Annotated in this window: 21 protein-coding genes and 1 tRNA gene; 9 read left to right on the forward strand and 13 right to left on the reverse strand. The window is 54.8% G+C overall.

Features of this window, described 5'->3' with window-relative positions; genetic code table 11:
* From VGJ94_16180 to VGJ94_16190, 3 genes are all read left to right on the forward strand, one after another.
* Positions 1-898, forward strand: an 898-nt coding sequence (locus VGJ94_16180) for a pyridoxal-dependent decarboxylase (GenBank protein ID HEY3278156.1), incomplete at its 5' end; no start/stop codon positions are given.
* Positions 899-949: 51 nt separating this feature from the next.
* The gene (locus VGJ94_16185) at positions 950-1,276 is read left to right on the forward strand and encodes a DMT family protein (protein HEY3278157.1); all 327 of its coding nucleotides are present in this window, start codon (positions 950-952) and stop codon (positions 1,274-1,276) included.
* Positions 1,277-1,303: 27 nt separating this feature from the next.
* The gene (locus tag VGJ94_16190; GenBank protein HEY3278158.1) at positions 1,304-3,214 is read left to right on the forward strand and encodes an ATP-binding cassette domain-containing protein; all 1,911 of its coding nucleotides are present in this window, start codon (positions 1,304-1,306) and stop codon (positions 3,212-3,214) included.
* A 36-nt stretch (positions 3,215-3,250) separates the two neighbouring features.
* On the opposite strand, the gene VGJ94_16195 is transcribed toward VGJ94_16190, so the two are convergent.
* Complete coding sequence (locus VGJ94_16195; GenBank protein ID HEY3278159.1) at positions 3,251-4,414, reverse strand: LL-diaminopimelate aminotransferase; 1,164 nt, start codon at positions 4,412-4,414, stop codon at positions 3,251-3,253.
* Between the two features lie 123 nt (positions 4,415-4,537).
* On the opposite strand from VGJ94_16195, the gene VGJ94_16200 reads away from it, so the two are divergent.
* From VGJ94_16200 to alr, 3 genes are read left to right on the forward strand one after another with little or no spacing between them, the layout of a single operon-like run.
* Entirely contained in the window at positions 4,538-5,038 is a 501-nt protein-coding gene (locus VGJ94_16200; protein ID HEY3278160.1) for a hypothetical protein, read from the forward strand.
* Between the two features lie 45 nt (positions 5,039-5,083).
* Positions 5,084-6,373, forward strand: a complete 1,290-nt coding sequence (hemL, locus tag VGJ94_16205; protein HEY3278161.1) for a glutamate-1-semialdehyde 2,1-aminomutase — start codon at positions 5,084-5,086, stop codon at positions 6,371-6,373.
* Between the two features lie 10 nt (positions 6,374-6,383).
* Positions 6,384-7,502, forward strand: a complete 1,119-nt coding sequence (gene alr, locus VGJ94_16210) for an alanine racemase (protein ID HEY3278162.1) — start codon at positions 6,384-6,386, stop codon at positions 7,500-7,502.
* Here the strand turns inward: alr and VGJ94_16215 are convergent.
* The 4 genes from VGJ94_16215 to pfp are packed head-to-tail and all read right to left on the reverse strand — an operon-like array spanning position 7,493 to position 10,956.
* Entirely contained in the window at positions 7,493-8,224 is a 732-nt protein-coding gene (locus VGJ94_16215) for a TVP38/TMEM64 family protein (protein ID HEY3278163.1), read from the reverse strand. The genes alr and VGJ94_16215 overlap by 10 nt on opposite strands.
* Before the next feature lie 13 nt (positions 8,225-8,237).
* Complete coding sequence (locus VGJ94_16220) at positions 8,238-8,939, reverse strand: TIGR04282 family arsenosugar biosynthesis glycosyltransferase (protein HEY3278164.1); 702 nt, start codon at positions 8,937-8,939, stop codon at positions 8,238-8,240.
* Positions 8,936-9,676, reverse strand: a complete 741-nt coding sequence (locus tag VGJ94_16225) for a TIGR04283 family arsenosugar biosynthesis glycosyltransferase (GenBank protein ID HEY3278165.1) — start codon at positions 9,674-9,676, stop codon at positions 8,936-8,938. Before VGJ94_16225 ends, VGJ94_16220 begins: the two co-directional genes overlap by 4 nt.
* A 23-nt stretch (positions 9,677-9,699) precedes the next feature.
* Positions 9,700-10,956: a diphosphate--fructose-6-phosphate 1-phosphotransferase gene (pfp, locus tag VGJ94_16230; protein ID HEY3278166.1), complete on the reverse strand. Its 1,257-nt coding sequence runs from the start codon at positions 10,954-10,956 to the stop codon at positions 9,700-9,702.
* A gap of 101 nt (positions 10,957-11,057) precedes the next feature.
* On the opposite strand from pfp, the gene VGJ94_16235 reads away from it, so the two are divergent.
* Complete coding sequence (locus VGJ94_16235; GenBank protein ID HEY3278167.1) at positions 11,058-11,894, forward strand: deoxyribonuclease IV; 837 nt, start codon at positions 11,058-11,060, stop codon at positions 11,892-11,894.
* On the opposite strand, the gene VGJ94_16240 is transcribed toward VGJ94_16235, so the two are convergent.
* Positions 11,859-11,951 (reverse strand): aurora kinase A-interacting protein, encoded by a 93-nt coding sequence (locus tag VGJ94_16240; protein ID HEY3278168.1) that lies wholly within the window; start codon positions 11,949-11,951, stop codon positions 11,859-11,861. The two genes, VGJ94_16235 and VGJ94_16240, sit on opposite strands and share 36 nt — an antisense overlap.
* Positions 11,952-12,234: 283 nt before the next feature.
* Here VGJ94_16240 and VGJ94_16245 point away from each other — a divergent pair.
* Together VGJ94_16245 and VGJ94_16250 are read left to right on the forward strand one after the other, a co-directional pair.
* Positions 12,235-12,308 (forward strand) — tRNA-Arg (locus tag VGJ94_16245).
* Between the two features lie 79 nt (positions 12,309-12,387).
* Positions 12,388-13,134, forward strand: a complete 747-nt coding sequence (locus VGJ94_16250) for a hypothetical protein (protein HEY3278169.1) — start codon at positions 12,388-12,390, stop codon at positions 13,132-13,134.
* Positions 13,135-13,213: 79 nt separating this feature from the next.
* Here VGJ94_16250 and VGJ94_16255 read toward each other — a convergent pair whose 3' ends face one another.
* The 7 genes from VGJ94_16255 to VGJ94_16285 all read right to left on the reverse strand — a co-directional run bounded on the left by VGJ94_16255 (position 13,214) and on the right by VGJ94_16285 (position 23,440).
* Positions 13,214-13,672 carry a MarR family transcriptional regulator gene (locus tag VGJ94_16255; protein ID HEY3278170.1) on the reverse strand — a complete coding sequence of 153 codons (459 nt, stop codon included), beginning with the start codon at positions 13,670-13,672 and terminating at the stop codon, positions 13,214-13,216.
* The gene (locus tag VGJ94_16260; protein ID HEY3278171.1) at positions 13,650-15,107 is read right to left on the reverse strand and encodes an efflux transporter outer membrane subunit; all 1,458 of its coding nucleotides are present in this window, start codon (positions 15,105-15,107) and stop codon (positions 13,650-13,652) included. The genes VGJ94_16255 and VGJ94_16260 overlap by 23 nt, the downstream gene beginning before the upstream one ends.
* Positions 15,100-18,276 (reverse strand): multidrug efflux RND transporter permease subunit, encoded by a 3,177-nt coding sequence (locus VGJ94_16265; GenBank protein ID HEY3278172.1) that lies wholly within the window; start codon positions 18,274-18,276, stop codon positions 15,100-15,102. The genes VGJ94_16260 and VGJ94_16265 overlap by 8 nt, the downstream gene beginning before the upstream one ends.
* A 17-nt stretch (positions 18,277-18,293) precedes the next feature.
* A complete protein-coding gene (locus tag VGJ94_16270) occupies positions 18,294-19,514 on the reverse strand; it encodes an efflux RND transporter periplasmic adaptor subunit (GenBank protein ID HEY3278173.1) in 1,221 nt (406 codons plus the stop codon).
* A gap of 175 nt (positions 19,515-19,689) precedes the next feature.
* Positions 19,690-21,339: a glycosyltransferase family 39 protein gene (locus VGJ94_16275; protein HEY3278174.1), complete on the reverse strand. Its 1,650-nt coding sequence runs from the start codon at positions 21,337-21,339 to the stop codon at positions 19,690-19,692.
* Positions 21,339-22,901, reverse strand: a complete 1,563-nt coding sequence (locus VGJ94_16280) for a glycosyltransferase family 39 protein (protein ID HEY3278175.1) — start codon at positions 22,899-22,901, stop codon at positions 21,339-21,341. The genes VGJ94_16275 and VGJ94_16280 overlap by 1 nt, the downstream gene beginning before the upstream one ends.
* The gene (locus VGJ94_16285; protein ID HEY3278176.1) at positions 22,898-23,440 is read right to left on the reverse strand and encodes an AAA family ATPase; all 543 of its coding nucleotides are present in this window, start codon (positions 23,438-23,440) and stop codon (positions 22,898-22,900) included. The genes VGJ94_16280 and VGJ94_16285 overlap by 4 nt, the downstream gene beginning before the upstream one ends.
* Positions 23,441-23,450: the final 10 nt, after the last annotated feature.

The raw sequence follows: 23,450 nt of genomic DNA on the forward strand, positions 1-23,450 counted from the left end.
AAGCCGTGTGCTCAAGCTCGATTTCGAACCCATCCCCTGCGACCGAAGGGGCAGGCTCGACCTCGATGCCCTGGAGAAACGGCTCAGGCAAGGCGGGGTAGGGACCGTGGTAGCCACTATCGGAACCACTGCAATCGGCGCAGTCGATCCCTTGCCGGGACTTCTTGAACTCCGCGCCCGCTACGGTTTCCGTATCCACGCCGATGCCGCCTATGGAGGTTACTTTACCCTTGCGGACAACCTGACATCCGAGACAAGGGCGGCGTATGATCTCCTGAAAGAGGTTGATTCGCTGGTCATCGATCCGCACAAACATGGGCTTCAGCCTTACGGCTGCGGCTGTGTGCTCTTCAGGGAGCCCGGCGTGGGGAGATTTTACAAGCATGATTCGCCCTACACCTATTTCAGCTCCAAAGAGCTTCACCTGGGCGAGATCAGCCTCGAGTGCTCCCGCCCCGGCGCGGCCGCGGTGGCCCTGTGGGCGACCCATCGCCTCCTCCCTTTGGTGCGGGGCGGCGAGTTTTCGGTGAATATGGGCAAGTCGAGAAACGCGGCCCTCGCCCTCTATAAAAGATTGGAGGCTGACGGGCGGGTGATAGTTCCTTTTGCCCCTGAGCTGGATATTATTTTCTGGGCCTTGCGGGCACCCCGGGTCAGCATTGCATCGGACATGGCCCGGGGCGTGTTTGACGAAGCTGCGAAGCGCAACCTCCACCTCGCCCTCGCGGAATTGCCGGTTGCCTTCTTCGATATGGAAGGGGCGGGTATCGAGCGGGACAGGGAAATGGTCACATGCGTGCGCTCGGTTCTTATGAAGCCGGACCACCTCGCATGGGTCGAGCCTATCTGGGAGATCCTTGATAAGGCCACGAACGAGGCGGTGAAGGCTTTCCGCTGAGGGCGTGTATTCGTAATACAACAATCTTTCGACTATAGAGGGAGTGGAAGTATGAAAACGGTGGCCTTGCTCACCATATCGAATCTCTTTATGACCGCCGCATGGTACGGCCATCTCAGGTTTAAAGAGACGGCCCTTTGGAAAGTGATTATTTTCAGCTGGCTTATTGCTTTTATGGAATACTGTTTTCAGGTGCCTGCAAACCGTCTCGGACACCAGACGTTTTCAGCGGCCCAGCTTAAGATTATTCAGGAGGTGATTACCCTGGTCGTCTTCGCCTTCTTTTCAGTTATCTATCTCAAAGAGGAATTCAAGTGGAACTACCTGGTTGCCTTCGCGCTGATTGCGGCCGCCGTGTTCTTCATGTTTAAAGAGTAGAAAGGGCGCCTGGCTCCGGAGGATATTATGCTTTTAGGACGAATCGACGATGTTTCCATAAGTTTTGGCGGGGCCCATCTCCTGGACCGTGTAAGCCTTCAACTCGAAGCCGGCGAGAGGATCGGCCTTCTTGGCAGGAACGGTTCGGGCAAATCCACCCTTATGAGGCTCCTCACCGGTGACGTAGCCCCTGACGAAGGCGCGATCGTATTCAGCGGCGATGTAAGGACCGCCATATTGCCTCAGGACGTGCCCCAGGGGCTGACAGGTACGGTCTATGACGTGGTCGCGTCCGGCGCCAAGGGAGACGCCGACCTGCTCAGAGAGTATCACGACCTCTCCCGCCGAATGGGCAGGGGTGAAGAAGAGGGACTGCTTAAGAAACTCGAGAAGGTGCAACACCAGATAGAGGCCTCCGGTGCATGGCACTACCATCAGAGGGTGGAAGACGAAATCGGGCGGGCAGGGGTAGACGGGGATGCCCAATTCGCCCATCTCTCGGCGGGGCTCAAGCGCAGAGTCTTTCTTGCAAGGGCATTGGTGAACGATCCCGACCTTCTTCTCCTGGACGAGCCCACCAACCACCTCGACATCTCTTCTATTGTCCGTCTGGAGGATTTCCTGCTCAAGTACGACAGGACGCTCGTCTTCGTGACCCACGACCGGGCTTTCCTCCAGAGGCTCGCGACGCGTATCGTGGAGATCGACCGGGGCCGGCTTGTTTCATTCGCCTGCGACTACAAAACCTTTCTCGAGAGGCGACAGGCGCTCCTGGCAGCCGAAGAGAGGCGATGGGGAGAATTCGACAAAAAACTGGCCAAAGAAGAAACCTGGATCAGGCAGGGGATACGGGCCCGCCGTACCCGTAATGAAGGCAGGGTCAGGGCCCTTTTTGACATGCGGCGCGAGCGGGCTGCCCGCCAGGAACAGACGGAGGTCTCCAGGCTTGCGATCCAGGAGGCCGAACGAAGCGGCCGCATCGTGGCCCAGGCCAAAAATATCTCTTTCGCATGGGGTGAAAAAGAGATAATTCATGCCTTTTCCACCACCCTCATCCGGCGTGACAGGGTCGGTATTATGGGACCTAATGGCTCGGGCAAGACTACCCTGCTCAGGCTCCTTCTCGGAGACCTTCTTCCAAATGAAGGGGAAGTACGCCTGGGAACGGGACTCAAAGTTGCCTATTTCGATCAGCTCCGGGCCACCCTGGATGAAAATAAAACACTTCGAGAGAACGTTGCCGACGGTAATGATACGGTGGCCTCAGGTGAAGGGTCGCGCCATGTGGTCGGTTATCTCCAGGACTTCCTCTTTTCGCCGGAGCGGATCATGTCCCCGGTCAGCTCCCTCTCGGGCGGAGAGCGCAACCGCCTTCTCCTTGCAAAGCTCTTTGCCGTGCCTTCGAATATCCTTGTTCTCGACGAACCGACGAACGATCTTGACGCGGAGACGCTCGAGTTGCTGGAAGAGAGGCTTATGGAATACAAGGGTACGGTGCTCGTGGTGAGCCATGACCGGGAGTTCCTCAACAACGTCGTCACCTCGACCATCGTATTCGAAGGCGACGGGCAACTTGAAGAATACGTGGGTGGATACGACGATTGGCTGCGGCAACGGAAAAGCCCTGCCCCGGAGATCACCCCGTTAAAGGATGAGAAGCCGAAGAGTAAGAGGACTCCGAAGGAGAAGCAGAAGCTCTCCTATAAGGAGAGCAAGGAGCTCGACGCATTGCCGCCGCTTATAGAGACGCTGGAAGAGGAGAAAGTTCGCCTTCAGACCACCCTCAGCTCGCCGGAATTCTATGCCGGCCGTGACATGGCGAAGATAAACTCGGCAAATGACCGGCTTAAGAGATTGGAAGAGGAGCTTGATGAAGCCTACCGCAGGTGGGAGGAGCTCGATACGCTGGCAGGAAGATTGGGCGGCGAGACGCGGTAATATCCCGCGGTCCCGCGCCGCTGACCGTGCATGCGGTTACAGCTTTATTTCCTTAAGCCGTTTTATCGCCTCTCCAATACGCTCTTCATTGATGGTCAGGGATATCCGGAAATAACCTTCCCCCTCATCCCCGAAGCCGCTGCCCGGGGTAACGACGATGCCCGTCTCTTCGATGAGCTTCTCGCAAAAATCGGCCGATGTGTAACCCTGCGGGACCGTTGCCCAGATGTAGAAGGTGGCTTTGGGCTTTTCGACCTTGATGCCTGCGGAAAGAAGCCCTTCGACCACGAGGTCCCTTCTCTTCTGGAATATGCGCTTCATCTCGCCGACAGATGACTGGTCTCCTGTGAGGGCCTCTATTCCTGCATACTGGATCGCCTGAAATACCCCGGAATCGATATTGGTTTTCAGTTTTCCAAGGTTATAGATGCCTTCTTTGCTGCCCACGGCGAATCCTATTCTCCACCCGGTCATGCAGTAGGTTTTCGACAGGGAGTGAAATTCCACGGTATGCTTCTTCTCCATATCGAATTCGAGCGCGCTCCTCGGATTGTACCCGTCATAGGCGATCTCGCTGTAGGCTGCGTCATGGCAAAGGAGGATATCGTATTTTTTCGCGACCTCAAGGGCCTCTTCATAGAAGGCGTCGTCGGCGCAGGCGCCCGTGGGATTATTCGGATAATTGATGAAAAGGAGCTTGGCCTTGCGGAGCACGTCCTCGGGGATGAGATCGAACCTGGGAAGATACCTGTTCTCTTCCTTGAGAGGCATGATGTAAGGTGTTCCGCCGGCAAGAAGGGTCTGGATCTTATAGACGGGATAGCCGGGAGAGGGAATGAGGGCTACATCCCCCTTTTCAATATAAGCCCAGGGTATGTGGGCAATCCCTTCTTTTGAGCCTATAAGGGTGACCACTTCCGTCTCGGGATTGAGAGTCACCCCGAAGCGGGTGAGATACCAATCGGCAACGGCTTTGCGGAATTGGGGCATCCCTTCGTAGCTGGGGTATTGGTGGTTCTTCGGGTCTTCCACCGCCTCTTTCATCCGGTCGATGATATGTGCGGGGGTAGGGATGTCCGGATCACCGATACCGAAATCTATGAGGTCAATCCCCCTGCTCCGTGCTTCCGCCTTCTTCTTGTCTATCCGGGCAAAAAGGTAAGGGGGAATTTTTTCCACTCGTGATGCGGGTCTGGTCATGATACGCGCTCCTCAGTAAATTTTTCCCTATTCATGTAATGTTTTTTGAAACCAAAGTAAAGGATTTTTTAGGGCGGTGAAACCCCGGCGCGTCGCCTTCAGGCCCGGGAAGGATGATTTTATTTGAAACCGAACCGGGTATATGCAAAAATAAGGCACGTGGACCCCTTCCTGAAGAGCATACCTCATGATTTTCCCCTCACCGAAAGGCCCTATAAAGAAATGGGGGATATACTCGGAGTAAGCGAGGAAGAGGTGATCTCGCGCCTGAAGGAGCTTAGAAGTAAAGGGACCTTGAGAAGGGTGGCGGCCGTTCTTTACCACCGTAAGGCCAGTTACACCCATAATGCGATGGTGGTCTGGAAAGTGGATGAAAAGGATGTGGAGAGGACGGGCGCCATTATGGCGTCGTTTCCCGAAGTGAGCCACTGCTACGAGAGGGACGGAGGAGGTTTTTGGGATTATAATCTCTATACCATGATTCACGGGAAGAATATGGAAGCCTGCATCGACGTGGTAAGAAGGATTTCGGAGAAGACAGGGGTCCATGAGTATGAGATATTCGTGAGCAAGAGGGAATTCAAGAAAACCTCTCTTTCCGCGGATGATTTCCCCGGAGAGTGAAGACAAATAAAAAGACGCCCGGCTGCAAAGGGCGGATGAAGGAATATGAAACACGATAAATCAAAAGCTTATTATGAAAAGGCATGCCGGCTTATGCCGGGCGGTGTGAACAGCCCGGTACGCGCCTTTTTTTCGGTGAAAGAGAGCCCCTTTTACGTCAGGAACGCAAAAGGCCCTTTTCTTTATGATGTGGACGGAAACAGATACCTCGACTACGTGGCATCGTGGGGTGCGATCATCCTCGGCCATGCCCATGATGGACTGATAGAGGAGGTAAGAGCCGCCCTCGAAGAGGGGACCAGCTTCGGGGCTTGCCATCCCTACGAAGTGGAGATGGCGGAGATTCTTACCAACGCCTTTCCCGGGATGGAAATGGTAAGGCTGGTAAGCTCCGGCACGGAAGCGACCATGAGTGCGATCCGTCTTGCACGAGGGTATACCGGTAAGAGTGGTATTATCAAGTTCAGGGGATGTTACCACGGCCACGGGGACAGCCTTCTGGTCAAGGCAGGCTCGGGCCTCGCTACTCTCGGGGTGCCGGATAGCGCGGGGGTCCCCATGGACCTTGCCGGGCATACTTATGTGGCCGATTTTAACCATGTCGAGTCGCTTGTTCGTATCGTGGAAGAAAAGGGCGACGAGATCGGCGGCATTATCATGGAGCCCATTATGGGCAATATGGGGGTCATCCTGCCGCAACGGGCTTTTTTGGATGCAATCAAAAATATATGCGCTGCCCGCGGCATGCTCCTCATCTGTGACGAAGTGATCACCGGTTTCAGGGTTGCCTACGGCGGGGCCCAGCACCTTTACGGGATTGATCCGGACCTTACGTGTCTCGGAAAGATTATAGGCGGAGGTTTCCCTATAGGCGCCTTTGGGGGTAAAAGGGAGATCATGGAGCGGTTGGCCCCCCTTGGGGATGTATATCAGGCAGGGACCCTTTCCGGAAACCCCATAGCCGTCCGGGCGGGCATCTGGGTGCTCAACTACCTGCGGGAGCATGGTCCGTATGATGCTTTACGCGACAAAGTCCTGTTTTTGAAAGAGCGGATCACGGAGATTGCGCGGGAGACAGGGATAGACTATACGGTGAATGGCATAACCGGCATGTTTACAGGATTTTTCTCCGCCCGGGAGGTACACGATTACGAGACGGCGGTTTCGTCGGATAGAGTGCTCTACGAGCGTTTTTTTAAGGCCATGCTCGGGAAAGGACTTTTTTTCGCGCCCAGCCCCTTTGAGGCCTCTTTTGTCACCCTCGCTCACGGTGAAGAGGAGCTGGCCATGACGGTGAGGGCCTTTCAACAAGTATTCAGGAGCTTAAAAAGATAATGAAAATATTATGATAAGAATGCCGAGAGCAGTAGTGTACGTGGATATGGGCGCCCTTGAGGAGAACTATCGCGCTGTCAGAGATTTCCTGCCTTCCCAGGTGAAGGTGCTTGGAGTCGTCAAGGCCGATGCGTACGGCCACGGGGCCGTCGAGACGGCACGGAGGCTCGAAGAGAAGGATATCGATTATCTCGGGGTAGCCACAATCGATGAGGGCATAGAACTGAGAGAGAGCAACATCGGGTTGCCCATACTGGTAATGAGCGGTCTTTTCCCCTGGGACGACATAGGGCCGGTGATCAGAAACCGGCTCACCCCCGTAGTCCATGACTTTGCCACTCTTGAACGGATCTCGGAGGAGTCGAGACGGTTCGAGGAGTCCCTGAACATTCACCTTAAGGTCGATACAGGCATGGGCCGCCTGGGTTTTTCCCCCGATGATTGCTCTTTTCTTGCCGAGCGGGTAAAAGAGACGGATGGGGTCGTCGTGGAGGGTTTCATGAGCCACTTCTCCTCCTCAGAGACCCGTGATGAGATCGGCATGAAACAGATCGACATCTTCAACCGGGCCCTCGACACCCTTCGGGAAGGCGGGGTGGAGCCTGAGATCGTTCACATGGCGAACAGCGGAGCCCTCACTACCTATCCCGAGGCATATTTCTCCATGGTGCGGGTGGGGATCAATCTTTACGGCTCCTATTCGGGAAAAGAATCGACCGGAAAGATCCCGTTGCGCCAGGTTATGAAATTCGCGTCGAGAATCGCCTTTCTCAGGGATTTTCCGGAGGGCGTCCCCTTGAGTTATGGAGGGACCTACACGACCAAAAAACATACCCGTATCGCTTACGTGCCCGTGGGATATGCAGACGGATACCCAAGAGTCCTGTCGAACAAGGGCGAGGTACTGATTCACGACAGGAGGTGCGCCATCGTGGGCAGGATTTGCATGGACTGGCTCCTTGCGGACGTGACATACCTCGAAGACGTGGAGATGGGGGACGAGGTGACGATCCTGGGTCACGGTGAAACCCAGGTGATTACCGCCGACGAGATTGCCGGGAATGCGGGCACTATACCGTATGAGGTACTCTGTAACATTTCAAAAAGGGTGATGAGAGTTTACGTCTGAGGGGATCCCGGACTGCCGTTGCCCTCTTTCCCTCGCCTTCGGTGTCTGGTGAAGAAACTTATGATCACGGGAAGTATGCTCAAAAGGGCGAGGAGTGCGAAAGCGCTGAGGATCTGGGGGGAAAAGACGTCCCGGGCTGAATTGAGCAACGCGAGCCTGCTGCCCGCATAGGAATAAACGAAGTCGCCCGGGAGTATGCCCACCGAGGTGGTCCATATAAAGGTGCTGAGGGGAATCCGGGTGAGCCCTGCCAGGATATTTATAAGGAAAAAGGGGAAGACCGGAATCAACCGGATCGTGAGGAGGTAATTCCTGCCCCGGGCAGTCATCTCTTCATTGAATTTTCTGAGCTGTTTTTCGTATCTCTTCTGCAGCCAGTCTCCGAGAATATATTTCGTCACGAGGAAGGCCGCGGCTGCGCCGACAGTTGCCCCTATATTAACATAGATTGCCGCGGGAATGACGCCGAAGAGGAATCCCCCTGCCAGGGTCAGGACCACCGCCCCGGGGATGGAGAGTGCGGTCGCCACCGCATAGGCAAGGATATAGGCAAAGGGGGCGGCAACAGGGCGGGCCTGTACATAGGAAAGGATTAAATCGCGGTGAGTCCTCAGGTTTTCGAAAGTGAGGTAATCGCTCACCCCTGAGATCTTTATTGCCGCTGCCGCGGCTACAAGGAGGGCGAGGAGTATGATTTTTTTCTGAGCGCCGGTCATAGCCATAGGATAATCTCCCTTATGCCAGGACCTCCCGGGCATGCTTCTTTATGCAGGCAATGGTGCGGGAGCAGCCGGACGGCCCATCTCCGTGGCGCTCGTAAAGGTCCCGCAGATCTGTCACCGTGTCCATATCGCTCCTTATCGGGAGGGCGCGGAACCTGCATCCCTGTTCCAAAAAGAGGCGCATAGTCCTTTCATATACCTGATCCGTTCCCCATTCGATCCCTTGAAAAGCGGAAGGAGAGAACCCCTCCGGGGTGAAGCCTATGAGGTAGTACCCTCCGTCCATGGCGGGGCCGATTACGCCGTCACAGGTTTTGAGAACCGAGAAGGCTTCTTCTACGAGATCGGCCGTGAGATCGGGGATGTCGCTTCCTACAAGCACAACCCGTGAATAGCCTTCCCGGAAGAGGTCCAGGAAAAGGTTCTTCATCCTCTCCCCGAGATCGCTCCCTCTCTGCTCCATGAGCGGTATGCCCGTGCCGATCCACTCTTCCACCGATTCTTGCGATCCCGAAGGGGTGAAGGCGACTACCCGGGGATGGGCTATCGATCCCAAAGCGTGAAGGATATCAGCGACAAAGCAGCGGTAAAGGGTTTCGGCAAGCCCCTTCCCGAGCTTCTCGGCCAGGCGGGATTTTACATTGCCGTACCGGGGGTCTTTGACCATGATGACGATGATCTCATCCTTCATATTCGAATATAATACCTCGTTCACGGGCGGCGCGCCCTTTCTTCCTTCCGGCCGTTCCGATAGAATCGCGCCAGTGTCTCAGGAGCGGCGCCGAGGATGTAGGAAGCCCGGAGGATCCAATTGCGGATCACGCAGCTCATAAGGCCCTCCTCTTCCCACCTCCTGGCCGAAGTACGCACCTTTGAGGGCAGAAGTGCAATCCGGTCGCCCCTTACCCGTATCCTCTTCATCAGCTCCACGTCCTCCATGATCGGAATATCCCTGAAGCCGCCGATCTCATCAAAGTAGCGTTTCCTCATAAATATAGCCTGATCCCCGAAGGGCACCCTTGAGACGCGGCAACGGACAAAGGCCCCCCACTCGATGATCCGAAAAGAGAGGCGGGGGGAATCTATGCCCAACCGGAATGCCCCGGCTTTGTACCCCGGATTATCCATAATCTTGCACACCCAGGAAAATGCGTTCGCAGGAAGGTATGTATCCGCGTGGAGGAAGAGGAGAATATCCCCCCTTGCACGCGCCGCGCCCGAATTCATCTGGGGTCCCCTGCCGCGGGGAGAGAATACCCGGGTCACCTTTTCGTCGGTGATCGACCGAAGGGTCTCCCCTTCGGGGTCGCCGTCGGCTATTATAATCTCACACAGGTTATCGCGATCGATCTCGCGCACATGGGCGATGACGCGATTGATCCTGTGGGCTTCACGGAGTACGGGAATAATGACTGAGACGTGCGGTCCGGCAGGCGGGTCATGGTTTATCATGGGCGCCTGCCGTACGGAAAACCTTATCTTGATTCTCTTCTGCGAAGGGTGACGTAGGAGAATCTCTCCTTGAACGCAGCGGGGCTCATATTTGCCGTCAGGGCGAGGCGCGCGAGGTGGGGCTCTTCGAAATCTTCCTTTTCCAGTCTGATCATATATTTTCGCGCAACTTCATAGGTTTCGGAATCGATATCGACTTTCCGAACCTTGATATTTCCCCTTGCATCGACCATTTCCACAAACGGAACGGGTATGATGCGCCCCTCGTATTCGACGATCATCGCCGCGGTGCCTCCTCTTAAGAGGTATCGGATCGCTCCATAGCCCAGATTTCTGGTATAATCTATATCGAATGGTATGGGCGGGGCAGCTCTCAGCTCGTATCCGATATTCTTTTCCACCACCGTCACGTTGATGCCCATCTCTTTCAGGTCGTTCATGACGAGCCGCTTCAGGATTCTCTCGATCTGGAGTTCCGGAAGCCTCACCCTCCCTACTTTATCCCGCTCCACGTCGGGAAGGTCGCTCAGCTCGTCGAGCCTGCATTTCTCCGCAATGCCTTCGGCGAGCACGACCACTCCATGGTCTTTCTTCATTGAAAGCCGCTTTATGATAGACCCCACGAGAATGTCCACAAACTTCTGGAGAGGGACGTCATCTTCGGAGAATTCTTCCGGTATGAGGCACATAGTGGCGCCCGAAGCCTTCGCCATGCCGAGAGCGAGGTGGCCCGTGTGTCTGCCCATGGTAGTGACGAAATACCATCGCCCCATGGTGCGTGCATCTTCCATGATGTTGTTCACTATCTTCACCCCGAGGTGCCTTGCAGTCTGGAACCCGAAAGTGGAAAAACCACCGGGCATGGGAATGTCGTTGTCAATGGTTTTAGGGGCATGAACTACATTTATTGAGCCCCGACCCTCCCTCTCGATCCAGTTCGCCATAAAAAGGGTGCCTTCACCGCCAATGGTGATGAGGTTCCTTATGCCGATCTGTTTGAGGGTGCTCATGAGGGTTTTAAATTTTTTCTTCGCGTCCTCCGGCGCATCACGCGAGGTCCTGAGGATGGACCCGCCCGTCGTGTGCAGCCTCGACACGAAGTCTATGGTAAGGGGCATGATCGATTCCCGGTTGCCTGCAAAAAGACCCGAAAAACCGCCCATGATCCCTACTACCTTCTTGCCGTGATTGATCGCTTCGATTGTAGCCGCGCTTATTACTCCGTTGATGCCGGGCGCCGGCCCGCCTCCCACTACAATGCCTACCATGTCTTTATCCATAGGACATTTTTGCATCATTCTCGTTCCTTTTGCAATACTTTTTTATCGTCCCCTGAGGCAAGACCATTGATTTTGCGGAATCAAACGGGTTAGGTTGTGACATGATGAAAATAGGCTTTCACGTCTCGGTCTCCAAGGGGTTTGATTCGACTTTAAGAGAGGCCGAAAGGCTCGGGTGCGAGGCGGTCCAGATATTTGTGAAAAACCCCCGGTCCTGGGCGGGCAAAACGCTCAGGGATGAGGAGATAGAGGCTTTCAAGAGACTTTCAGAAAAGATGCCCGTTTTCGCGCACCTCTCTTATCTGCCGAACCTTGCTCAGACAGACGCAGAGGCCAGGCACATGCAAGGCCTCCTCAACGAGCTGGAGTTGTGCCGCAGGTTGGGCATCGGCTCAATGGTTGTCCACTGCGGCTCAAGGGAGGACAAGAAGAAGGGTGTGGAAATCGTCGCGGAGACCCTGAACCGGGCTTTGGATAAGTTCGACATTCAGATCCTGCTGGAGACGGCGGCGGGCCAGGGCAATGCCATCGGGTCGAGAATTCCCGAGCTGGCGGCCATACATGATAAAGTGGAAAGGAAAGAAACGGTCGCCCTCTGCCTCGATACGTCCCATATGTTCGAGTCCGGCTATGACTTGCGCTCCCAAAAGGCGTGGAACGACATCATCAGGTCCGTCGGGCAATACATGGGGAAAGAGAAGATCGGCCTCTTTCACCTTAACGACTCGAAGACGGACCTCGGGAGCCGGGTAGATCGCCACTGGCATATAGGAGAAGGCAAAATAGGAACCCGGACCTTCGGTTTTATTCTCAAGGACAAAAGATTTGCCGGTCTATGCGGGGTCATGGAGACCCCTAAGACCGGCTCTATGGACGAAATAAATATGAGGACTATGAAATCCTTACTTTCTCCGCTGATGTCTCGTTCGTTTGCGTAATTTCCTGTATTTGTGTTTCCTGATCTTCTTTTTTCTCCATTTTAAAACACTTCCCATTACTCACCTCATTCTTTTATGGAAAACTGCTTTCCCGCTTCAGATATAATCGAAGACGATTAAACATAACCTTCATTTCGATTTTTTGCAAGGATATAATGATATGAATTGCCACATTTGCACCCATAAAAGGCCTGCTCCTCCATTTAGGGAATCGCGAGAGTAGACCAATGGCGCCGGGATTGCGGGAAAGATGAGATAGGGGGACCCAGACCTTCTTTCAAGCCCTTTCCTGCAGGATTATGTTGAAAGGCACCGGGAAACCAGCTATAATAGAACCCACGCGCCCGTAGCTCAATTGGATAGAGCAACGGACTTCTAATCCGTAGGTTCTGAGTTCGATTCTCGGCGGGCGCGCATTTATCGGTTTTTTGAGATAATGATCTGTACGGTGCAAATACGCTGCAAACCTTAACCGGCTGCGACAGGGGTATGTATGCATTGGTTATGCGGTATATTTTCCACGGTCTTGCCCTTTTTCCTTCTCACCAGCCTGCTATGTGCCCAACAACAAAAAAGCGGAGTAACTTACTATGGGAACGATGACCTGAAGAGTTACAAACACTCGGAATCCACAATCGATTATCCTGAGATGGCGCCCATAGTGAACTGGTCGAGACATCCTTCGGCGCTTTCATTTAACTCCGAGATACTCAAATATCTAAACGTAATATGCGATTCGAAGGTAACCACGAATAAGACGGATGCCCTGGAAATATGGGATATAGAGGAACGACTTAAATCAGCGGTTCGGCTCAAGTACGATTTCGAAAGCGCCCCTTATGATTTCAAGCAGGCCCTCAGTCTGGGGCCCTTGGTGGAGCATTGTGTCAATCTGTGGCACACGGCGAAGATCGAGAAGCAAAAGGCGAGTGATCAGTCATCGGGAAAGACAAATCGGGTTAAGAAAGATCAGCAACCGGATCCTGTGCAGACACGGCTTCTGGTTGCATGCAGTCAGGCCTGCAGTGACCCCGGCTTCAAGTCTATACAGATTTCCGGTCACCGGCAGCTCGAGGAAATGCTGCGCCTGATTCGTAGTACCGAGGCATCGGTCAAATCGTCCAGTGTAGCCGAATCGGTGAAAGGTGATTGTAAGAAGATAATGACGCCGTGCGAGCACGCCATCAATATGCAGATCGGGATCCTGAAGAGCCACGGAAATCAAGAGGGATTCCGATAACTGTCCCGAGACCCTCTTAAATTAATCATATCCATAGCAAAAGCTCCGGACGTACCCGCCGTTGGAGCTGAGGACGCATTCAACCAGATTGGCTGCCGCAGTTCTGTATGTTGCTGACGATATGTTTTAACGAGCGGCAGATCGTCTCCTGATCCCGGCCGGCGAGGCCGTCAAGAAGCTCATCCAGGTGTGTTCTCACGATCGGGGTGAGCTCTTCGTGGGCCTTTTTGCCGCTCTCCGTCAAAAAAATTCGGAAGATCCTCCTGTCCGAGCTATCGAGACGCCGCTCTATATGACCCTGCTTTTCGAGGAGGTTAAGGATCCTTGTCATGTTGTGACGGTCTTTCAGCATCCGCTTGCCCAGCTCTGTCTGATTCAGGCCCTGTTCGCCCCTTAGCCTCGCCAACACGCCGAACTGCTCCGGCGTAGTAGTATGACCGGCGCTTCTGAACCGTTTGGTGAGCAGTGCGACCCCTTCCGTTTGTACCCGGTATACCCAATGAACGAGGAGTTCTTCAATCGGATAAAGTTCCGTCATGGGGCCCTCCTGAGGTCAATTTGTCCGCCTTTGCAACCCATCCGCCACCCATCGATTTATAAAGATTGACAAGGGAGCGGAAGAGATTGTCCTGCGTTTGAGTGGAAGCCAGCTCGGCATTGAAGAGACTCCTCTCGGCGTCGAGGACTTCGATATAGCTCGTATAACCGTTCTCGTAGCGCACCGATGCGAGGCTCGCATAACTGCGTAACGCGTCTACCTGCTGCCTCTGTATCACCAGTTGCTCACGTGACTTGTGCTGATCTATAAGGGCGTCTTCCACCTCTCTGAATGCCTGCTGGATCACCTGCTGATAACGGGCGATGTACTGCTCCTTCACCGCTTCGGCCGCCCGCACCTGTCCTGCGATCGCTCCTGCAGTGAAGACCGGCATTGCGGCTGCCCCCGCATAAGACCACATTTTCGCGGGTCCGAGAAAGAGGTTTGAAAGCTCGTTACTTTCGAGACCGAAAGAGCCGGTGAGGGAGATCACCGGAAAGTAGAGCGCCTTTGCCACGCCTATCCTCGCATTGGCGGCGATAAGATTCTGCTCCGCCTGGCGCAGGTCAGGGCGTCTTTCGAGAAGCTGGGAAGGCAATCCCGCCGGTACTGCCGGCAGGTTGAGGCTGTCGAGGTTCAGGCCCCTCGGAATGGGCCCGGGGTTACGCCCGAGCAGCACGTTAAGTCCGTTCTCCTGCTGAATAATCAGCTTCTGGAGTAAAGGGATAGTGGCAAGGGCCAGGCGGTATTCCGATTCGACCTGGCGAAGCTCCAGCTCGGAAATAAGACCTCTTTCGAAACGAAGCGAGAAAAGTTCAAAGGAGTGCTCCCGGCTTTTTGCGGTGCCCTCGGCGATTTCAAGCTGCTTGTCGAGGTACCGGAGGTCCGCGTAGGCGGTTGCCACCGCGGCGGTCACTAACAGGACTACGCCCCTCCTGCCCTCCTCGGTACTGAAGAGCTCCGCGCGGGCGGCCTCCGTCGCACGACGGACGCGGCCCCAGATGTCGATCTCCCAGCTCGCGCTCACGAATCCCTGAAAATCGTTGTAAGGATTGTCCGCCGCATAGGACCAGGCAGGGTTGAGATAGCGGCTTACCGCTTTCCGCTGTCCGAGTGCAACCGCGGTCGCCTGCGGAAAGAGGGCCGCCCTCGTGACGCTGTAGCGCCCCATGAACTCCTCGACCCTTGCGGTCGCGATACGCAGGTCCTTGTTCTCTTGGAGCGCAGAAGCGATCAGTTCATTGAGCACGGGATCGCCGAACTGCTCCCACCAGACCGTGTCGGCAAAGTCCTTTGCCTCGGGCTCCGTGAGACGCCATGCCGCGGGTGCATCCACAACGGGACGCCGGTAATCGGGTCCTATCGCGCAGCTCCAAAGAGAGAGGAGAAGAAAAAGGGAGGCCATACCCTTCAACAGGCACTTTGCCTTATACATGATCGCCCTCCTCTTCCTTCACGGGAATTGCACCAGAGATCTGAGGTGCGGGGATCGCTGCTTTCTTCTTTCTGCGGCCAAAACGCTCCACCACATAGAAGGTCACGGGGACGAGGAAAATTGCGATAACCGTGGCTGCCGCCGTTCCGCCCATTACCGCCGTACCCATGGTCTGGTGTGCATTCCCACCCGCGCCGGTAGAAATCGCGAGGGGAAGGACACCCAAGAGAAAGGCGAAGGACGTCATGAGAATAGGCCTGAGACGAAGGCGCGCCCCCTCGAGCGCGGCATCTGCAAGCCCTTGCCCATGGTCGTGCCGTGTTTTGGCAAACTCGACGATAAGGATCGCATTTTTCGCCGCCAGGCCGATAAGGACGATGAGCGCGATCTGGGCATAGACGTTATTCTCCATACCGCGGAGCCACATGGCAGCGAAGGCGCCGAAAATGGCAACAGGCGTGCCGAGGAGCACACTCAGGGGCAGCGACCAGCTTTCATACAGGGCCGCCAGGATGAGAAAGACGCAAAAGAGTGAAAAACAAAAGATGGCCGACGCGGGGATTCCTTCCCGGGCTTTTTTCTCCTGGAAGCTCATTCCGATATAATCGAGACCGATGTCGGAAGGCATGGTTTGTTTAAATACCTCCTCCAGTGCATCCATTACCTGTCCCGAGCTGTAGCCTCGCTTACCTGTCGCGTTGACCTGGGCGGAGCGGTAAAGGTTATATCGCATGGTAAATTCAGGCCCCGGTTTCGATACCACGGTAGTCAGCGCCGAAAGGGGCACCGGCTCTCCCCGGTCATTGTTCACATAGAAGCGGCGTATGCTCTCAGGCTTCGCCCGGTACGGCCCTTCCGCCTGGACGTAGACCTGCCATTGGCGGCCGAAGCGGTTGAAGTAGTTCACGAAATATCCGCCCATGAAGGTCTGGAGGGTCTGATACACCTGACCGAGATCGATCCCCTGCTTTATGACCTTGTCGCGGTCGACCTCCACAAAAAGTTGAGGTACTGCGGGAAGGAACGTGGTAATCACGCTTTCCAGCTCGGGCCTCTTACGGGCTGCCTCGATAAACTTATTCACGTTCTCGGCGAGAAAGCTTATGTCCTTGCCGGCGCGGTCCTGGAGGACGACCTGAGCTCCCCCGGCGAGGCCGATACCCTGTACCGGCGGCGGGGGAAAGACAAAGGTAACCGCCTCCGGCATTTTCTTCAGCTCCTGCCTCACATGGTCCAGAATTGCCTGATACTTCTCCTCAGGCCTCTTCCGGTTCCCCCATTCCTTTAACGTGACAAAAGCAAATCCGCTGTAAGTGTTTTGCGCGATACTCATAAGGCTCAGCCCCGCGATAGTCTGGTAATGCTCGACGCCGGGCGTTTTGCTCAGAACCGCCTCGACCTTCTTCATAGTCGCTGCCGTGCGCTGGAGAGAGGCGGCATTCGGCAGAGCCACATTCACATAGAAGTACCCCACGTCCTCGTTGGGGAGGAAGCTCGCAGGGAGTCCTTTGCCGAGGAGACCGCACAGGATCGCCACGATGGCGAGGAAGAGCATGCTGAACCCGCTCTTACGGATCAAAGCGCCGCATATGCCGACATAGCCACTGGAGGTCCTGTCGAATACCCGGTTGAACCATTCAAAGAAGGAACCGAGCGGTCCATGTGTCTTCCCCGGTTTGAGAAGGAGGGCGCAGAGCGCAGGGCTTAGCGTGAGGGCGTTAAAGGCCGAAATGATGACGGAGATGGCGATGGTCACGGCGAACTGCTGATAAAGCCTGCCGGTGATGCCCGGAATGAAGACTGTGGGGATAAAGACGGCAGCGAGAATGAGTGCAATGGCCACTACCGGGCCGGATACCTCCTTCATGGCCTTGATCGATGCATCCCGAGGCGACAGTCCTTCCTCGATGTGGCGCTCCACCGCTTCCACGACGATGATTGCATCGTCGACGACCAGACCGATGGCGAGGACGAGGCCGAAGAGGGAGAGGGTATTGATCGAAAACCCAAGAAGGGGGAACACAGCAAAGGTGCCTATCAGGGAGACGGGAACGGCGAGCGCCGGAATGAGGGTCGCCCTCCAGCCCTGGAGGAAGAGAAAAACCACGAGGATCACGAGGGCGAGGGCCTCAAGTAAGGTCTTCACGATCTCATGGATGCCTTCGTTGATCGAGCGTGTGGTATCAAGAGTAACGGTATAATCGAGATCGGCGGGGAACCGTTTTTTGGCTTCCTCCATCACCTTCCTTACACCCTCCACGGTTGTCAGCGCGTTGGACCCGGGCAACTGGTAGACCCCCAGCATCCCGGCAGGCCTTCCGTCGACCCGGGCAGCCACATTGTAGCTTTGAGAGCCAAGCTCGATCCGGGCCACGTCCTTCAAGCGCACAATGGAGCCGTCAGAATTAGCTCGGACCACGATGGACTCAAAATCCGCCTGTGAAACGAGGCGGCCTTTCGCGCGGACGGTATAGGTATACTCCTGTTTGGGTGGCGCCGGCTCTGCCCCGATCTGTCCCGCAGGATTGACGGTATTCTGTTTCTCGATGGCTTTCACGATATCGGGCACCGTCAATCCAAGTTTTCCCAGGGTGTCCGGGTTCACCCAGATGCGCATCGCATAATCCCCTGCGCCAAAAAGGTTGACCTGGGCCACCCCCGGCGTCCGCAGTAATCGGTCGATAATATTGATATTTGCATAATTGCCGAGAAACGTTGAATCGTACGTTCCTTTCGGCGAGTAAAGCCCCAGGATCATGAGAGGCGATGACCTCGACTTCTGGATATTTACTCCGTAATTGCGCACATCGATGGGGAGTTGGGACTGAGAGAGGGCCTGGCGTATCTGAGTAAAGATCAGGTCCGTATTCGGGTCCGTCTTCACGTCGAAGTTCACGAAGACACGCATGCTTCCATTACTGGCATTCACCGAATACATGTAGTTCATGTTATCGACGCCGCTCAGTTTCTGCTCCATGGGCGTGGCGACCGACTGTTCCACCGTCTCCGCGTCCGCGCCCGTATAGGTCGTCCAGATCTGTACTTCAGGGGGAACGATCTCGGGAAACTGCGCCACCGGCAGCTGGAACATGGCCACCAGCCCGAGGATTACGAACATGATGGAGATCACCATGGCAACAATAGGGCGGTTTATGAAGAACTTTGACATTCAGGCTACCTCCTCCGCTATCCCTTTTGAGGCCGGGCATGGGAGGGCGACCCCTGTTTCGGTTCACCTGCGGCGGGCGTCCCGGGGGTCTTTTTCTGACCGCTATCAGGGCGGCTGCCAAAAGGCTCCACCGTCACCACTGTCCCTTCTTTTACCTTTTGGATCCCTTCGGCAACAACCCGTTCGCCGGGTTTGAGGCCTTTCTCTATAATCCAAAGGTCCTCTACACGCTGCGCTACCTTCACGGGTCGTATGGTGATCTTATTTTCGGGGGTCACCACCGCGACCTGATATCCTCCCTGGAGCTCCGTCACCGCCCGCTGGGGCACGAGGAGCGCCCCGTTTCTTGTCGCCGTTTCGGCGATTATACGGGCAAACTGTCCGGGGCGGACCACATTACCGGGATTGGGGAAGAGGGCGGCCACTTTGATGGTGCCGGTCCTCACGTCCACCTGGCGGTCGGCAAAGGCGAAACTCCCCGTATGGGGATGAACGCGGCCGTCTGCAAGAATCATCCGGAGGGGCAGCTTCTGACCCGATCCGCCGTACCGGATATATTCAAGGTACTCGGGCTCACTCATGGAAACGTAGACTTTTACCGGATCGACGGTAGAAACGGTGGTGAGCTCCTCTATGGAGCCGGTGCCTACCAGGTTGCCGAGCTGAGCCTTGGCAATACCGGCTATACCGGCGATAGGTGACGTGATTTTCGTGAAGCCGAGGTCGACCTCTGCGCGCTCAACTACTGCCTGGGCCTCCACTACCGCGGCCTTTGCCGCCTCTTCGGTGCCGACTGCGTCATCGAGGTCTTTAAGGCTTATAGCTTTCAATTTTGTCAGGGGTTTTATGCGCTCCAGATTGGCCCGCGCAATCTCCCATCGGGCCTTCTGCTGTCCGAGCTGCCCTTTAGCCCGATCCAGTGCCGCCTGGAACGTGCGCGCATCGATCTTGAAGAGGACCTGCCCTTTTTTGACGAAATCTCCTTCCTTATAATCCTGCTCCACCAGATACCCCTGTACCTGAGCGCGTATGATCGCATTGACCATCCCGTCGGTGGAGGCAGTCCATTCCGAATAGATGGGTACATTCTTCACTATGACTTCCGTCACCGCGACGATGGGCGGCTGCAGGCTCTCCTTGGTATGGCTCTTTTTGCAGCCGGTGATTGAAAGGACAGTCAGGAACATGATGAGTACAACTACGCAAAAACTACCGGTCCCCTTTTGTCTCCAGGCCATCCACTTCCTCCTTAATCTCTGCTCGGGCTTTCAATGCACGTGAATTGTTCGTAAGATATTACCATAACAACAATTACCATAACAACAAAAATGGCGACAGAAAAAAGATGTTGAAGGCAACTCTCTTCAAAGAATAAAGAGGTCTTCCGAATGCTGAAGGGTCTTGGTTTCCCGGTCAGTAATTTGAGATAAGGCAGCGCTCGTTCGAGCATTCTATCACCTTGATTTTGTCGCCCGGTATACCCCCGATCCACTTGAGCCTTTTCGCCTTGAGCAAAACAACCGTCCTTTCGGGCGAAAGGAAGGTCTCTGCAAATTCCGATTCGGACATGAATATATCCTTGGCGTCGTCGTATTTGGAGCCCATCTCGAGCTCACCCGTATAGTTGGCGATAGTCACCTTGCCTTTAAGATAAAAAGGAAGGGTCTCATCGAAGGCGCCGTAGTTGACGATCCGCTCCGGGGCGGGCGACCTGGCCTTGATGAGGTGGGCGAATCTTTTCATCGTATTAATCCTGTCAATGGTATCCACATTCAGCATGAGCATAATGGCAACCCCTGAGGAGAAGACGATAAATAGAGGGAAAAGAAAGGAAAGCCTGTTATAGACCCTCCTGAGAAGCAGGACCAGCACGAAAAGGGACAGACAGGAAAACCCCAGGGTAAAGCCCCTGAGATCTCTCATAAACCGGGAGGCTTCACCCGAGATGGCGGCGATGTACGCGGCAAACGCTGCATTCCTGTATAAGAGGATCGAAGAAGCGAAGAGGGCGAAAAGGGCGATGCAGGCGACGGTCTCCGCAATGGCGCTTTTTTCCGACCATTTTTCATGAAAAAAACAGGCGAGGACAAGGGAGAGGACCGGGAAGAGAGGGAGAATATAAGGTGGCAGCTTCGATTTGGAGACGCTGAAAAAGGCGAAGACCACTATAATCCATATGAAAAAGAGCCTTAGCTCCTTTTTGGCCCACAAGGCGGCAAAAGACCTGGGGATGAAGAACGACCACGGCAGCATGCCGGCGAAAAGGACGGGGAAGAAGTAGAAGACCGAGCCTGTTCTTTTATGTTTTGACGTGAGGAAACGGAGAAAATTCTGGTCCACGATAAAAAAGGAGAGGAACTCCTTTTCCCTCAAGGATATGGCGACAATCCACGGCAGGGTCACGAGCAGGTAGAGAATTAAACCTTTCACCCATTTCATCTCCTTCAGAAATGAAATGTCTCTTTCTATCACCAGATAGGCGAAGATTGTAAGGCCGAGGAGGATGATTGCAACGGGTCCCTTGGTGAGGGTGGCGAGTCCCATGGCTGCATAGAAGAGATAGATGAAGAGAGGCTTTCGCTCACGATAATATCCGTAGAAGAACATGAGGGAGAGAAAGAGCCACAGGGTAAAGAACATATCGAGAGTCACTATCTTCGCCATGGCGAAAAACCCCATGGAGGACATGAGTATCATGGCCCCAATGAAGGCGATCTGCCTTCCGAACCATCGTCCTGCAAAAAAATAGAGTCCCAATACACAAAGGAGGGCGGAGAGGGCGTTAGGGAACCTGAGGGCCCATTCGTCGGTCCCGAATATCTTATAGGAAAGGGCCACGGTCCAGTAAAAAAGAGGCGGCTTCTCGAAATATCGGGCATAATTGAGATGAGGAACTACATAATCCCCGGTTTCGACCATTTCCCGGGGTATCTCCCCGTAGCGCCCCTCGTCGGGTTCTTTAAGAGAATAGGAGCCGATGCCGTTAAAGAAAAAAACGAAGGAGAACAAAAGGAGTGCCGCCACATGAGTGATGAGGGTTATCCTTTTCCCGGGGGTCGCCATTATTCTGCACCTCTCTCGTAAAGGGAAAAAACCATGACCGTGTCGCCGATCTTCTCCTCAAAGAGAGGCCTGGCCCCGGGCAGCGCCTGGAGGACCTCGTTCATATCTCGTTTCCTCGTGAATACATAAAATTTTGCGAGCGTCCTGCCGAGGGCGCGCAGCTTTTCCGTATCGTGCTCGTCCACGTGGACGGCATAGGCCCCCACATAATATACATAGGTCCCCCTTATACTTCCATAGTAAACCCAGGGCGCCCCGGCGCTCAGATAGGGCTTGATCCGCTCCGCTACCGCTCTTGGGGACTTCAGGGGATTAATCTTACCATAGACGGAAGTATTGGCGATACCGTAGGCGAGGACGAAAAAGAAAAAGAGGGCCCAAAAAACGCCGCGCCCGCCTTTTTTCAAAAGAAGGAAAAGAAGAGATCCCGAGAGGATGAGCGATAAGATTCCCAATATCACTCTTTCAGGGAAAAGCGGGACGAAAGCATCAGGTCGATAGAAAAAGAGGAGACCGCCCAGTGCAAGGAACAGGGTGGTGAGAAGGGAAAAAACCACCGTCCTGTAGGCACTTCGCCTCGTGAAAAAAGCATAACCGGCGACCATTGAGAGCGCCGGGAGAAGGGGCAGCATATATTTACTGATCTTGCCTGAGGAGAGGGAGAGGAAGAGAAACATCCAGCCGCACCAGGTGAGAAAATAGGCGCAGTCGGGGCGCTCCTTGGCATATTTGAGACAGAAGTATATACCCGGAGGCAGAAAAAGGCTCCAGGGAAAGAAGTCGAGGGGCAGGGTAGTGAAGTAATAGTAAAAAGGCCTTTTATGGCTCCAGGCGTCGAAAAACCTGGAAAAATTCTGGCGCAGGATGTTTTCCTGGAGAAAAGGGAGCCCCTCTTTCCAGTAGACGGCGGCATACCAGGGCAGAATGAGTCCTATAAGAATGATGATCCCCACATAGGTATCTATCCTCCTGAACAGGGACAGGTCCTTCCGAAAGAGGAGGTAGATGAAAACCGGGGGAAACATAAGGGCTATGGAGACAGGCCCTTTGGTCATAAACGCGAGGGCTGCGAATATGAAAAAGAGGTAATAGAAGGGCCGCTCCCCCCGGGCGTCAAACCGGAAAAAAGAGAGCATTCCACAGGCGACGAAGACCGCGAACACCATGTCCACCTGGAGGTATCTGGCTTGCCAATAATAGAGGGGAGCGCTAATGAGGATGGCGGTGGCAGTCACCGCCTCTGCCCGGCCTACAAGGATGCCTACCGTCACAAGAAAGAAGAGCGCCAGACCGAGGGCTGCAAGAGCGCTCGGGAGCCGCATGGAGAATTCATCCCGGCAGAAGCTTAAGAAACGGTGAGAGCCATAGGTGATGTAATAAAAAAGAGGCGGTTTTTCACCGTAGGGTACATTATTGAGATGGGGCACCACGTGGTCGTGCTCAAGCTCCCGCGCGATCTCGGCAAAGTCGCCTTCATCGGGGGCCCAAAAATCGCGGGAATGGAGATTATGAAGAAAGAGAATCGAACAGACGAGGCAAAGGGCAATAATGAGCCATTTCATGTGTGGCCCGCACCGGCGTGAAGGGCCACGATCTCCCGGACCCGCGCGCGGGCGGCATCCGGAGTGCCCGTATTAAGGATGTACTCATCCGCAAGTGCGATGGGAACGGCGGTTCCGTATCCGATCTCGCGCATGTCCCTTTCCTCGAAACCATCGCGGGAATCATCCGGTCTTCCTCTCGAGACGATCCTTTTCAACCGTTCTCCCTTCGGCGCGAGAAATGCGACTACGATACACGTCGCATGCAAGCGGATCAGCTCTATCTCGGGCCACGACCGCATGCCTTCCATAAAGGCCATCTCCGCGCCGGACTCACGTGCGGCTGCCAGGGCGCGCCGGGTGACTCCCAGTCCGTCCCGGTCCCTCATTTCCGTGGAGACCATTGCGGTGCTCGCTGCGTCGGCTTCGAGCCCCCTGTTCTTCACTTCTTTGCGTATGATATCGCCCGTGGCAAAATAGGGAATATTCATCGATTCGGCAATTTCACGGGCAATGTTTTTTCCGGAGGCGGGCATGCCCACTATAATAAAAAGTATCATGAGTTCGTCC

It is taken from the genome of Syntrophorhabdaceae bacterium, from assembly GCA_036504895.1.
GTDB lineage: Bacteria > Desulfobacterota > Syntrophorhabdia > Syntrophorhabdales > Syntrophorhabdaceae > PNOM01.